Genomic DNA, 13,672 nt, shown 5'->3' with positions numbered 1-13,672 from the left:
TGGTTTTGCCGTCCGGGCTGAAACTCACACCCCAGACTGTGCCTTGATGCCCTTTGAATTCTTGCAGCAGTTGCCCTTGCAGGTTCCACAACCGCGCTGTCTTGTCAGATGATGCCGTGGCGATGGTTTTGCCGTCCGGGCTGAAACTCACACTATAGACTGTGCCTTGATGCCCTTGTAACTGGTTACGTTCTTTAATATTATTGAGAATCGTATCCAAAGCATAAATTGGGCTGATAGCTGGATATTTTTCTAGAGGGCGACCATCTTTTACCAGACTTTTTAACTCTTTGCCACTCTGCATTGCTGCCACTAGCGATTCTAACTGCGTATACTCAAACTGTTTTAAAGCATTAACTCCAGCCCGTTCTAATTCCGTTCCCTTTTGTGCTTCTTTTTGTGCTGCTTCTGCTCCTTTTGTTTCTTTCTGTGCTTGTGTAAGTTTTGCTTGCGCTTGGTTGAGAGTGGTTTGGGCTTGTTGAGCTTGAGATTCTGCTTGCTGTTGTTTTGTCGTTGCTTGTTGTAATTTTACTTCAGCAGTTTTTATTTTTTCACTTGCCGTTTTTATTCTTTCCTGGGCTTGGGCATTTTTATCTTGTAATTCTGAGGCTTTCTGGTTTACTTCTTCCAAGTCTGCTTTAGCGGTAGCAAGGTTTTGGTTTGCCTGTTGAGTTTTCTGTTTTGCTAATTTTGATTCTCTTTGTGCAGTTTGCTGATTCTTCTGCGCTACTTGAAACTTATACTCTGCATCTTGCTTCTTATTATCAGCATCTTTAGCCACTTGAATTTGACTCAATGCGTATCTTGATGATATACCTGCCAATAATAATAGACATAGCGCTAAACCAGAACTCACCCTCAACTGCATCCGCCCTTGGCGAATTTTTCGGTCAGCTTCTTGTTGAGCATCAACTAATATCTGCCTCGCATCTTGTTGTTCGCGCTTCAGCTTCTCTTCTGCTAGCAAGCGTTGTTCTCGCTCTCTAGCTAGTTCTGCTAACATCTCATTGCCCTGTTGTTGGCGAATGAATGACACAAGGTAATCATGTACCAGTTGATAACGGTCAGCAGGCGATTCTGGTAACAGCAAGACTAACCTTGATGCTACGAAAATCTCTAACACTAAATCTAATTTCTCGGCTTCATCTGGCAAATCTACTGCTAACTCAGCACGAGTCTTCAGGGGACGAGTACCATTTTCATCTGTGAGTAAATATAAAACCAGCCGTGCAATTTGTTCATTCTTTGCGCCACAATCATGAATGACTTCTTCTAAAAATCGCTCAACCAGTTTTTCTTTAGTGCCAAGCTGACGATACTTTTCTAAAGTTGTAATTTTGTCAGTTTGCAATTGCGTCCCCACAATTTGTAACTCAATTGGGCGTACTTCCCCCAAATCACCTGCTAAATCTCGGACTAATTCATCAATTAATGCAGGCTCTAGATAAAAATGAGAGCGTTCTGTTAAACTCTGTACAACAGCTTTAGCATCTGCTGGCGAAAAGTTACCCAAATAATAGCGAATATTTTTATCAAGAATATTATTATTAATTGTACTTAAATTAAATAGACGTTCTAATTCTAATAAATTAGGTAAATAATCTTCCCGTAAAGACAGAATTACCTTCACAAAAGGAATATCTAGACAAACTCGCAGAAACTCATAAAATGCTCGTCGTTGACCTTGGTCAGTATAAACAAAGAAAAACTCTTCAAACTGGTCAAACATTAAAACCGTCAACAAATTCCGGTCAGCATTTCTTCGTAATTGTTCTAAAATAGCTGCTGAAGAATTAAGATTAGCAAATAATTGATTACCTCTGACTTCCTCAAAAACCTTAGCCAAACTCTGCCCTAACATCTTTACCCAATCTGTATAAACTCGCACCAAAATAGGTAAAGCATCTCGCTCACCAATTGCTTGCTGTTGCAGCGCTGGTATTAATCCACCCTGCAAAATTGAACTTTTACCCACTCCTGACTGACCATGAATCACAGTCAATTTATGCTCAGTCCCACCAATTCTTTCTCGCAACCGCTTCACACCTTGTCCTCGACCAGAAGCGGCAATTTCTTGAGCAATTGTTTCAGGATTTTCTATTTGCAACTGTGCAGAATTAATTGCTTGTAGCTGCGGGTTGAGATAAGATGCACCAACAAAGGCACGAAAGCCATACTGCTGTTCAATTTGTAATTGTTCTTGTTTAATATGAAAAGCTTTGAGATATTCACCTTGTTCAAAGTAGAGTAAGCATAATCTTTCTAATATAGATATATATAATTGTGGTTTGTACTGATGATTAATTTCCAGCTTTGCAGTTTTTAAACTATTAATCGCTACTTGATATTGACCTAAACCCTGTTGAGATTTGGCTAAAATAAATCGATGCAATCCAAATTCATCTGATTGAATATTATAAATATCAGCGAAGATTTGCAATGCTTGCCCAGCGAGTTGATTAGCTTCTGCCCAACGTGACTGCTCTAAAGCTACTTCTGCCAAAAAACCATAATCTTGAGCCAACTGCAACGATGTGCCATAATTTTGATGTAGTGGCAGAGATTTTTCCACAAGGATTTGCAACTCTGACCATGCTTGCAAATCTCGTAGTACTTCACCCAGTTTAGTAATATGTTTTGCAACTAAATCTGAACGTTGTGCTTGTTCAAAAATATTAATAGCTTGCTGAAAGTAATTTCTCGACTCTTGCCAATAGCGTTGATTTTCTGTTTGGTTTTTTTCAGATTGGCGGTTATAAGCTGAAGCAATATTAACGAGTAGTATACCTTGTCGCTCTAAATAATTATTTTGTCGCCAGAACCCTAAGCTTTGTTGATAATGTGATAAAGCAGAATCTATCTGGTCATGTAGATAATCATTTAAACCAAACAAAAACTCTAAACTTGCTTGAAGTGCTGCTTCTAATACTTCTCCTCGATTTTGCAAATCTTGACGGGCGGTTTCTAGTTCCCGGCACATTTGGGGATTAGGCGTGATATTACCAGCAAAGATTTCATCACTTTTTTGCTGAAGGAAGTTGACTAACTCATCAGTAGGGTTTTCAAACTCAATGATAGTTGCCCAATTTTCTAAATCAGTTGCTAATCGAATAAATTTTTGCAGAACTGAATCATTAACCCACAACAATATCGGAAACGGGAAGTTCTTTCTAAACTCCTCCCGTACTTGGTTAGCTGAAGTCAGAACTGTATCAATATCTTTAACCGACTCTAAACCAAAAATCATCAATGCAGGTGGCTGTTCATCTCCCAGTTGTTCACGTATATTTGTGTAAAGCGTTTTGACTGATGCAGGTAAGGTAATTTCGCATATTTCCACAGGAGAGACTTGGTGCAGCCGTTCTACGATGCGCTGACGTAAAGCAACATAATTACAGCGCAATATAATCAGCGAAAATTGCCCCTGCGAAAGGGTAATTGCTCTGACTAAAGTTTGTAATGAACCCTCATTGTCAAAGGCTAAATTTTCCGGTTCTTGCTGATTACTCATAACATACAGCAGTTTTGTTTTGCATGAAGTACAAAGCTACGGGTTTTGAGGCAGGAGGCAGAAAGGACGATTTATGCTAGTTGTAAAAAGCTGTAGTTGTGAAGATGACGACTGACACGGCTGCCGCACTTGCTGATATAACTCCCACATTTGTTGATGTAGTTCCCACACTTGTTGATATAGCTCCCACACTTGTTGATATAGCTCCCACACTTGCTGATGTAGCTCCCGCACTTGCTGATGTAGTTCCCGCACTTGTTGATATAGCTCCCACACTTGCTGATGTAGCTCCCGCACTTGTTGATACGGTTCCCGTAATTGCTGACCAGAAAGAAAAAGGTACAAGCCCCGAAATTTATTTATGAGGTTCTTACTTTTGACTTTTAACTTTTGACTTTTGACTTCCCCAAAGGGGCATACCTGATAGCTAAGAGCGTACAACTCTACGCCTCTATAGCGGATTTATAACCTAAATTCCTTGGCTTGTGCCAAAATCGGATTGATATCAAACCATGAACCATCCTCATTCCGGTATTCAAATACAAACATACTGCGGAGCAAAAGTTCGTATCTTTCATGACCTCTCAAGTTTTTCTCTTGCGCTACCTCACGTAATAATTCCCATTCATCGGGCGTAATTGCCAAAGTTAGCTCATTGCGGCGTTGTTTAATCACCCTATCCACACACTCCTGCGACAAAGGTGGGTCTTCTTGCTGAAGACAGCGAAACAATAACATCAACAAGTTACGCAAATGACCACCGCTAACTTGGCAAAGTCGCTCTAAAGTATCAGGACTATCAAAAACCTCAGTAATTAAATTCCGACTTTGTTCCCAACTGACACCAGGAAAAGCCCTCGCCATAACCATCTGTTGCAGCAACGTAATTCCTTGTGAAAATTGCGAACCATCTTGTAATTCCACAGGAACCATCGGCAAAACCTTGGGGTCTACGCCAAAACGATTCGTTAACCTTCCTAAAGCGTTGGAAAAAATCAACACTAACGGAATGGTATAAACAACATGACAATTTAGCTGGTTTAACTGTTCGCCCCGTTCCACAAAGAGATATTCTGGCTGATAATGACCAGAAGGTTTTTGAGAATTATCCACTCTGTCGAGATTATCTATAATTACCACTAGTCCTTTTTTACCCTGCTGCTTGAGTTTTTCTCTAGCAGGCTTGAGCAATTCTTTGTTAATTGATTCTAAAATGCCGTTGGTGCGCGGTTCTAAATATTGCCGTAACTGAGAGCGAAGTTTGGGACTATCTTTAGTTTTGGCAGTAATTTTGGCAATACCTACAGATAACTCTCCCCCAAGTTCTATCGGCGTTTGCAAAAATTCGCCAAGTTCAGTAAACAGAGTTTGAAAGTATCCTGGCTTGAGGTTAATTTTGATTGCTTCCAGACTTTGACTAACCTCACGAGCTACTGCTAATAAAATATCTGTAACATCAATATCAGCCATATCCAGGCTTTGGCTAGACTCGAAATAAACCACATGAAATCCCTGCTGCTCTAACTCTGCCTTTAGCCGCAGTAACTCAGTGGATTTGCCACAACCGATATGTCCGGTAAACAATTGACAAGTGGGTTGCTCAGGTGAAAGGCGGGTGATAGTTCGCCCAAGTTCCTCAATAATCTTAGCACCACGCACTTTAGAGAAATCAATATAATATTGTCTATCCTCCGGTTTGCTCACGACCAGAGTTTTACTGGGGTTGCAAGCTTGAAAAAACCTGACTAAATCTAGTTTCATCACAAATTACCCGAAATCAGCCTAACGCTCTTGCCTATTTCAGTGATTATACAGACGATAATACCATACAGTTAGTACCATTTTTCGATTTTGGTACGGGGTGGAATAATCTCGTTAGTAATCCTAGTCTCCAAACCCTTACTAGCTTGGGTTTAGGCTTGCGATGGCAACCGTTTCAGGGATTAAATTTACGCGCAGACTACGCAATTCCACTGTTTGAAGTAGATAATAAAGGTGACTCACTGCAAGATAATGAATTTAATTTCTCAGTGCGCTATCAACCTTTTTAAATGTTTGAAGTTTTAAAGAAATTGTCAGACTATTTATTGTTATTAAATATAGATGTGCATAAAGTTGCAGTCTAAGTAGTAAACTTATGCACATTTATAAGCAGAAATAGTACATGAATTCAGTTATCAATAACTGTAATATACAAATAAAGCAAAAGTAATTGAATTACTCTTTAAATTACTCGAATTGGAAATAAACAAATACCAATTCAAAAAGCTAGTCTGTAACTTGGAGATATTCTTTTTTTTCAAGTAGTATTAAGTGCGATCGCATGTTTTTAAAACGTGCATTTACTAGATTTTTGCATAGTGCGATCGCTCGCGTTCAATAATTAAAAAAATCCTTGGAGTCAAAATATGGATTCTGTTAAGCGATTTCTCCCAATCGTAATGTTTAGCTTCAGTTTTTTTACTGCATTTATCCTACTTGGCGTTCTAGTAAATAATAGCCTGACGGATGAAGTACAACTTTTCGAGGGAATTATAATATCCGTTATTAGCAGTCTGTTATTTGTAACTGGAAAATGGTTTGTTAGTAAGATTGAAGCTGGTGATTCTTTATCAGAGAAGATGGATGATAACCTAGCACAATCAGTCCTCAATATTTGGATGATCATTGGAGCAGCAGCGTTATATATCAGCTTTAATGCTCACAGAAATTTAGAAGATTTTGTGTTGCTAGAAGTAATTGTCTTCTCTCTAATTATATGGAAAACTTCAACTAAACAATTGAAGTTGACTGACAATGATCTTAAAAAAATCAAGAGTGAGTTAGAAGTAACTGAGAGCAAGCTGAAAGCAAACGAGGATGAGTTAGAAGCAACTAAGAGTAAGTTGAAAGCTGCTGAGGCTGAATTAAAAACAACCAAGATTGAACTGAAAACAATCGAGAGTAATCTGAAAGCTACTGAGGCTGAACTCAATGCAGCAAAGGAACAACTCAAAGAAGCTAGTTTCGATAAAGAATACAGCCTCTAAAAGTATGTTTTCAACGAACTAATTGCAAGCTTGAATGAAAATAGGAACGCAACATGATAGAAAATTTAACTGATTTCGTTAATACTTCTGTACACTGGCTGATCGGTGCGTTGGTAAGTATATTGAGTTGGAGTATTATTTGTGTACAGGCGATCGCTTCTGTAGTTTACTTTCTATATATTGCTGTAGTGAGAGTAGCGATCGCAGGATTTCACTGGTTAATTACCTCCTTGGAGTGGCTATTCAATGTCATCGCTACATTCTGTGACTGGCTGATCACATCTTTGGGAATTGCGGAGAATGGGCTTCCATACATTTTAGGTGTGATAATAGTTGCGATGATAATTATGCTTTCCCAACTGATAGGTAAGATAGCTTATCTCAAATCTGAGAACGATCAACTTAAAAAAGATAGACAAGAACAAATAGAGCAAGAGAACAGAAAAGCAATAATCAACGGTGCTATGAAGCTTATACATTGGTTTGTACAACAGTAGTACGAAGACACATGCCATGAAACTTAAAGAGATTAGCTTTAGGCGGCTACTGTCAAATAATTCCACGTAACAATAAAATCGTTGCAGAGACGTTATATGTAATGTCTCTGCATACTAATTCATAAGGCTTTTATTTATTTGGCTTACGCTCCATTTTAGCCAATCATCAAACAGTTTTCTGACTTGCGATCGCAATTATTCGCATGGACGACTCATTACCAGTCGTCCGTCGGAGAGTCGATATACACCAGTTGGTTCCACAATTGGATCGCCTTTTTTCCAAGGACGTGATGTAATTTCATTATTGACATCACGCACTCTATCTGTGGAATAGTTAGACATTAATACATTACCGGGACGATTGGGTAAAGCACCTCCACCTGTGATGATGAAGCTATTTTCTTGTTTTTTATTTGCACGGGCTATACAACTATTAGCAATGAGCGCGTTGGTGTCAATCACATTTGTGGGGAATGAGGTGAGGCTATTTTGAATTGAACTGTTATCAGGGGAGTTAACATCAACGTTTCCCGATAAACCAAGTTGGGAACTTGCTGTAATGTCGTTGGTTTTATCTGATGCTTGGATGCGTGGTTCAATACCAAAAATGCCCCGACTTTGAATGTTAATATTACCACCTTTGCCGCTATAGGCATTTGCTGTTATATCGTTGTTTTGATTGGGTATGGCGACAATAAATCTTGAGTTGATATCGATGTTACCGCCATCACCGCCTGCTTGGGCTGTACCTGCGTTGGTGGTGATTTGACTACTGCGACGGAGTAAGAGTAAATCGCTGTTGAGATTGATGTTACCACCATTACCAGATATAGATTCAGCATTGAGTCGGGCTTGGTTGTCTAGAGTGATTTTGGGTGAGTTGATTTCAATATCACCTGTGATTCCTGAACCTGTGGAACTGACGAACAAGCCACTGTTAGCTCCGATATTGGAGATGCGATCTGGAAAATTGACAACTCGGTCATTGTAATTTGGGTCGTTAGCACTAATAATTACTTTGTCTGTGGCGTTAACTGCAATTTTACCTGCACTTCCACTGCTTGATGTAGTTGTGGTGAGTTGTCCGCCACTAAACGCTTCAAAGACATTTGCGTTTATCGTAATATTTCCACCCCGATTGTTATTTTCAGTGCGTGCATCTAATAAAGCACCATCTCGTACCTTCAACGAATCTGCATTAATAGTAATATTGCCTCCATTCCCTTCTGTACCTATTTCTACACGGCTGAAAATTGCACTGGATAGTCCATTTTTCACACCAGCAATATCAACTTCCCCCGCAACTTTCAAATTTACATTTCCGGCATCACCTCTACCTGCTGGTTGAGTGTCAGATGCATTGCTAGTACTAGTCAGTAGTTGAGCGCCATCCCGTATTGATAAAGTTGCAGCATTAATATAGATATTGCCACCCTTACCCACACCTCCTGCTTCCACCGTGCTAAAAATTGTAGTTTGCTCACCTAAAAGGGAAACAGCATCTTTGGCAGTTACCGTTACATTGCCTGCATTTCCTCGTCCAGAAGTTGAAGCAGCAAGCTGTGCACTGTCTCTTAAATTAAAGGAAGCCGCATCAATAGTAATATTACCCCCATTACCTTCTGCTCCCGTTCCAATATCGCTGAAAATTGTACTATAAAGTGTATCTTTTTTGCCAGCAATATCAAGTTCTCCAGAAACTTTAACACTTACATTTCCCGCGTTTCCCTCTCCATTAGTTGAAGCAATAAGTTGAGCGCCATCTCGTAACTTAAATGAATTTGCATCAATGGTAATATTTCCTCCATTTCCTCTTCTCCCTCTACCAATGCTGCTACCAATACCACTGGGAAATGTACCATTTGTACCAGAAATATCGACTTCACCCGTCACATTAATATTTACATACCCTGCATTTTTTGGTTCTGTGGGTTGATTTTCTGATGTTTCACGAGTAGCAGTTAATATTTGAGCACCATCTTTGAGTGATAAACTTGCTGCTATAATATTAATATTTCCACCTTTGCCTACACCTCCTACTTCTACTGTGCTGAAGATGCTAGTTTGTTCACCAGCTAAAGAAATAGCGTCTTTCGCATTCACTGTTATATTTCCCGCGTTCCCTTGTCCAAAGGTCGAAGCAACAATTTGAGAACCATCCCACAGCTTGAATGAACCTGCATCAATCGTAATATTTCCACCTTTTCCTTCTGCTCCTGTTTCCAGACTACTGACAATTGCCTTTTTTTTACTTGCAATATCGACTTCTCCAGTAACTTTCAAAGTGATATTACCCGCATCTCCTTGTCCTGCCTTTTGAGTATCAGATGCTTCTCTAGTAGAAGTGAGTAACTGAGCGCCATCTTGCAGTGATAGAGTTGCCCCATTGATGTCAATATTGCCACCCTTACCCACACCTCCCGCTTCCACCGTGCTAAAAATTGTAGTTTGCTCACCTAAAAGGGAAACAGCATTTTTGGCTGTTACCGTTACATTGCCTGCATTTCCTTGTCCAAAAGTTGAGGCTGCAAGTTGAGCGCCATCTTGTAAGTTGAAAGAATTAGCATTAATGGTAATATTTCCACCATTTCCTCGTGAACTTGATCGCACTAAATTACTAATTCCACTCCCAAAATCAGCAATCTTAATTTCCCCAGTAACATTAAGCGTAATATCTCCAGCTTTCGTCTCGGATGTCCCCAAACCTTGCCCGATACCAGCAGAAAGCTGACTTCCTCCCAAAATTTCTATATTTCGAGCATTAATTGCAATATCACCGTCACCAGCCCCTTCCACATACACAGCAGCTCGATTTATCAGAGATACATCTGCACGAGCCACATTCTCAGGAAATCCCAACCTCAAATTATTATCATCGAAAAGAAGATTAATATTTCCAGGTTCTACGAATCCTGCTAACTCAATTCTCCCACCATAAGCATTTAATTGACCCCCATCCATACTGACATTGCCACCCACTAGTAGCAAGCTTTTACTATTAGGAACGCGCAAACCAAATACATCAATACCCGCAGGGTCTTTTCCTGCTGGTGCGATCGCGTTATTTTGAATCGACGCAGTTTTATTAATTTGGCTAAACAAAAAAGCAGATGGATTAATTGTCAACAGTTGAGGAACTTTCGGATTGGTAGCACTAAAATTTCCTCTCTCCCCAAACTGAATCGCATTAGCTGTAGTTGCTGCAAACGAACCATCAACATCTAAACTCGCATTCTTACCAAAAATAATTCCATTCGGATTTATTAAAAATAAACTGGCATTAGAAGCAGCTATATTACCGTTAATAATCTGGAAAGTACCCAATCTACCCAATATCTCAGAGCGGTTTCCGCCCGTCACCCTCGCCAAAATATTCTGAATATCTGCACTAGGACTCAAAAAATAAGCTCCCCGTCCCTCGCTGATGTTAAACTCTCGGAAACTATGAAACAGGTTTATTCCGCGAGTTGCACCACCAGTAATTTCTTCAACTGATAAACCATTAAAATTAGTTACAACATTGGAACTCTCAGACCCTAATGTGTTGTCAGGCGCGATGGGCGAAGCCCCACCTTCGGCGATCGCACTTTGGGCAAAAACAGAAGTTGGAACAAATACGACTATTCCAAATAAACTCCACGCACTTGCTATTTTCCAACACAGATTGCAGAACTTTTTATCGCTCGCAGCAGTTTGATTATAAGATTGTCTTCTTCTCAATGGGGATAGTTGCACAGTCATAACTTGACACTGTGGCGATCGCGTAACCATAAGCTGTGATGAAAATAATTAATTTGATTTGTAGTATACCGCTATTTAAATAGTAAACTTATGATTTTCTCTTAATAAGTGTTCATGATAGAAATGTTCTGCAAATTTGTGCTTGCAGTTTTATGCAGTCTGCTTGACTTAAATCTGCAATTATATGAGCAAGAAGTTGAAGTACTTATTTTTAAAATAAGTTTAATCTAAAAAACATCAGGAACGATTAATTAACAAAAAGCACTAAGTTACATATTAATTAGTAAAGAATTTAATCGTTTCTAATTTTCTCTATTGATTGGAGTTCTTCGTTCACTTTTGATTCAGTTTCATACTTGAATTTCAATGGAATGATCACAATATATTCACCAAAAAATCAGGAGTTTTAAATATGTCTGCGTCTGAATATGTTATGCACAATGTATTTAACAAAATTGTTAGTGAGTACCATCCTTTTGCGGAGTATCAGGGTTATACAGAAGGAGAGAATGGATTCATAGTCTACTATCAAGGAACAAATGGTCAGCAACATATGGTAGTAGACACAGAGGGCAATATCATCTCTGATTCGACGATGGGAGCCACTCGTTCTTTAGGCATATTAGCTGTGGGTGCAGCTTTTGTTTCGGCGTTGATGGGTGGTGAGTAGATTATTAATTGCCTGTCAAAGGAGTTAAAGGCGATCGCACTTGTTATTCTGAGTATTTGAAATGCGATCGCTTTAGTGCCTCAGTAAAGAAAATGGATGCCTATTACAGTAAACAAAGGTGCGAAAAAATGAAAAAATTTTCTGGAAAATTGGTAGCAAGTTTATTTGTTGTCCCACTTACTGTTTTCAGCTTTTCACTTAAAAGTAATGCTCAAATCTTTGATCCAGAAACGCTTACAACTCTTCAAATTTGTAATACCATTATGAATTTGCAAGATGCCGATCCTGATAATTACGAATTGAGAATCGGACGTAGGGAATGTGACGTGCGTGCTTATTATGTTCAGCTTTGTACAGCTTCGGGCTACGATTTTGCAGCTTGTTGGGATGAAAATTATACTCAGGCTGTGGATGTTAGTACTGAAGAGCTTGAAGAGATTATTGCTAACAATCAATAAGCTGATTTTTCATCTCCAGAATTATTACGGAGAATTTTGGTAAAAACTATAGCATTAAGAGAAAACGGTAGAATGCGCCCAAATAACTAATGATGCTGCGATCGCTTAACCTGATTGCCGCCAATGTGTCGGTGCTTCGATATAATCAGGTAGGCGAGTGGTGCGATCGCCAAGCGCTTCTCTAATCTGCTGCAACTCTAAGTTTTTCGCTCCTGTCAAAATAGTCCCTTCCAATTTGACATCACTGAGATTAGCTTGTGAAAAGTTAGCTCCCATGAGGTTTGCCTGAGTTAGGTTAGCTTGATAAAAGGTTGCCTTATACAGGTTTGCTCCAATTAGATTAGCCTGATATAGGTCAGCTTCTGTTAAACTGGCTTCCGAAAGGTTGGCAAAATAGACTTCTGTTTGGTGGAGTTTGGCTGCATTCAAATTAGCCCCAGAAAGGTTAGCCCCATTTAAGTTTGCGCCACAAAGATTAGCACCAATCAAACCCGTTTGGTGCAGGTTGGCTTTACCCAATTTTGCTCCTTGCAAGTTAGCTAAAAATAACTTTGCTCCAGAGAGGTTAGCGACTTTTAAGGTCGCTTGTTGGAAGTTAGCTTTATAAAGGTTCGCCCCCTGTAAATTAGCTGCACGCAGACTTGCACCACAGAGGTTGGCTGAACGCAGGTTTGCTCCAGAGAGGTCAGTACGATTCAGGTTAGCCCAACAAAGGTTGGCTCCATACAAACTAGCTTTTAGTAATTTGGTTTCATAAAGAATCGACCTAATAAGTTTAGCGCCAGTAAGGTCTGCTCCACTTAAGTCAGCCCCACGTAAATCAGCCCCACTCAAGTCAGCCCCACGCAGGTCAGCTTGTTGCAGGTTAGTTTTTAGCAGGTCTGCTTGTCTAATATCGGTGTTACGTAAATCAAGTTTCTGATCTTTTGGGTCTTCGAGTAAATTACGCCTGCCGATAACAGTCAGGGCTGCTTGAATATCAGTGCGTATTTTGGGAAATTCTTCATGGAGATTTTGATCTACTTGCGGTGTCAGACGCGACTCAATTCTACCCTTACTTGAGTAAATTGCTCCTTGATATTCCGGCTTTTGTTGCTCTCCTTTTTCGTTTTGGATGGGTGCATTCTCTCGCACAAAGGCTGTGAGAACTTCCATAATTGTCCAGTGTTCTTGAGGAAAATCCTGAGCAACTCTTTCTAATGCATAAATTGCACCTGTCCGAGTTTCCACTTTTTCATGGCCAAGCTGGGCAATTGCGCCCATAAAGCGCTCTGAAATCAATCTGTCTTGATTGAGTTTGGCATTTTGCAGACCAATTTCTAAGTTTTTCTCAGATGCGATCGCACTCTTGTGCATCGCTTGGGCACGCCTTGCTGCATAATAAGTATTAAACATTGCTGCCGATGCCAGAAAAACTATTGCAGTAGTTGTTAAAGCTTGGTTTCTATACTGGATTTTTTCTTGAATTGACAATTCTTTAATACTGGACAAGACAAAGAAAATTACAGTCAGCGAGCAGCCAAATATAGCTGTTAAAGTTATCAACCACTTCAAAAGAGCGTCTGTCTTTTTAGAAGACATGATAAAAATTTTCCTTACAACCTAGAATTATTACTTAGATGTTGAGGAAAAATAGTATAGCACTTAGCAGAAAATTATAATAGGTGTCAAAACACTCATTGAACTAGGCAATCATATCGAATATAATTTTACGTCACGACACAAAGAAACGCCTGCGGTACAAGAATTACAAATTACGCTCAAAA

10 protein-coding genes are annotated in these 13,672 nt (G+C 39.6%); 6 read left to right on the top strand and 4 right to left on the bottom strand.

Annotated features, from left to right (window positions below):
- Positions 1–3,511, bottom strand: a 3,511-nt coding sequence (locus tag V7K56_RS35400) for an nSTAND1 domain-containing NTPase (RefSeq protein WP_334918574.1), incomplete at its 3' end; no start/stop codon positions are given.
- A gap of 104 nt (positions 3,512–3,615) precedes the next feature.
- Between V7K56_RS35400 and V7K56_RS35395 the strand changes: the two genes are divergently transcribed.
- Positions 3,616–3,876, top strand: a complete 261-nt coding sequence (locus V7K56_RS35395; RefSeq protein WP_334918572.1) for a hypothetical protein — start codon at positions 3,616–3,618, stop codon at positions 3,874–3,876.
- A 97-nt stretch (positions 3,877–3,973) separates the two neighbouring features.
- On the opposite strand, the gene V7K56_RS35390 is transcribed toward V7K56_RS35395, so the two are convergent.
- Complete coding sequence (locus V7K56_RS35390; RefSeq protein WP_334918570.1) at positions 3,974–5,272, bottom strand: P-loop NTPase fold protein; 1,299 nt, start codon at positions 5,270–5,272, stop codon at positions 3,974–3,976.
- Between the two features lie 5 nt (positions 5,273–5,277).
- On the opposite strand from V7K56_RS35390, the gene V7K56_RS35385 reads away from it, so the two are divergent.
- The 3 genes from V7K56_RS35385 (at position 5,278) to V7K56_RS35375 (ending at position 7,037) form a co-directional block, all read left to right on the top strand.
- The gene (locus V7K56_RS35385) at positions 5,278–5,562 is read left to right on the top strand and encodes a BamA/TamA family outer membrane protein (RefSeq protein WP_334918584.1); all 285 of its coding nucleotides are present in this window, start codon (positions 5,278–5,280) and stop codon (positions 5,560–5,562) included.
- Positions 5,563–5,919: 357 nt separating this feature from the next.
- Positions 5,920–6,540, top strand: a complete 621-nt coding sequence (locus tag V7K56_RS35380) for a coiled-coil domain-containing protein (RefSeq protein ID WP_334918569.1) — start codon at positions 5,920–5,922, stop codon at positions 6,538–6,540.
- Positions 6,541–6,593: 53 nt separating this feature from the next.
- Positions 6,594–7,037 carry a hypothetical protein gene (locus V7K56_RS35375; protein ID WP_334918568.1) on the top strand — a complete coding sequence of 148 codons (444 nt, stop codon included), beginning with the start codon at positions 6,594–6,596 and terminating at the stop codon, positions 7,035–7,037.
- A 195-nt stretch (positions 7,038–7,232) separates the two neighbouring features.
- Here V7K56_RS35375 and V7K56_RS35370 read toward each other — a convergent pair whose 3' ends face one another.
- A complete protein-coding gene (locus tag V7K56_RS35370) occupies positions 7,233–10,778 on the bottom strand; it encodes a two-partner secretion domain-containing protein (RefSeq protein ID WP_334918566.1) in 3,546 nt (1,181 codons plus the stop codon).
- A gap of 412 nt (positions 10,779–11,190) precedes the next feature.
- Here V7K56_RS35370 and V7K56_RS35365 point away from each other — a divergent pair, with 412 nt between their 5' ends.
- Positions 11,191–11,448: a hypothetical protein gene (locus tag V7K56_RS35365; RefSeq protein ID WP_334918564.1), complete on the top strand. Its 258-nt coding sequence runs from the start codon at positions 11,191–11,193 to the stop codon at positions 11,446–11,448.
- An 8-nt stretch (positions 11,449–11,456) separates the two neighbouring features.
- A complete protein-coding gene (locus V7K56_RS35360; RefSeq protein WP_334918562.1) occupies positions 11,457–11,906 on the top strand; it encodes a hypothetical protein in 450 nt (149 codons plus the stop codon).
- A 105-nt stretch (positions 11,907–12,011) separates the two neighbouring features.
- On the opposite strand, the gene V7K56_RS35355 is transcribed toward V7K56_RS35360, so the two are convergent.
- Positions 12,012–13,487 carry a pentapeptide repeat-containing protein gene (locus V7K56_RS35355; RefSeq protein WP_334918560.1) on the bottom strand — a complete coding sequence of 492 codons (1,476 nt, stop codon included), beginning with the start codon at positions 13,485–13,487 and terminating at the stop codon, positions 12,012–12,014.
- Between the last annotated feature and the right edge of the window lie 185 nt (positions 13,488–13,672).

Origin of the sequence: Nostoc sp., from assembly GCF_036917535.1 — a bacterium.
GTDB lineage: Bacteria > Cyanobacteriota > Cyanobacteriia > Cyanobacteriales > Nostocaceae > Nostoc.
Note: the sequence above shows the minus strand (reverse complement) of the source record. Positions and strands in the feature narration are given on the sequence as shown.

Excerpts from the sequence above, each read along its gene's own strand:
- V7K56_RS35370 (WP_334918566.1), bottom strand. The coding sequence starts at position 10,778 with ATGACTGTGCAACTATCCCCATTGAGAAGAAGACAATCTTATAATCAA.
- V7K56_RS35380 (WP_334918569.1), top strand. The coding sequence starts at position 5,920 with ATGGATTCTGTTAAGCGATTTCTCCCAATCGTAATGTTTAGCTTCAGT.
- V7K56_RS35390 (WP_334918570.1), bottom strand. The coding sequence starts at position 5,272 with ATGAAACTAGATTTAGTCAGGTTTTTTCAAGCTTGCAACCCCAGTAAA.
- V7K56_RS35395 (WP_334918572.1), top strand. The coding sequence starts at position 3,616 with ATGACGACTGACACGGCTGCCGCACTTGCTGATATAACTCCCACATTT.
- V7K56_RS35375 (WP_334918568.1), top strand. The coding sequence starts at position 6,594 with ATGATAGAAAATTTAACTGATTTCGTTAATACTTCTGTACACTGGCTG.
- V7K56_RS35355 (WP_334918560.1), bottom strand. The coding sequence starts at position 13,487 with ATGTCTTCTAAAAAGACAGACGCTCTTTTGAAGTGGTTGATAACTTTA.
- V7K56_RS35365 (WP_334918564.1), top strand. The coding sequence starts at position 11,191 with ATGTCTGCGTCTGAATATGTTATGCACAATGTATTTAACAAAATTGTT.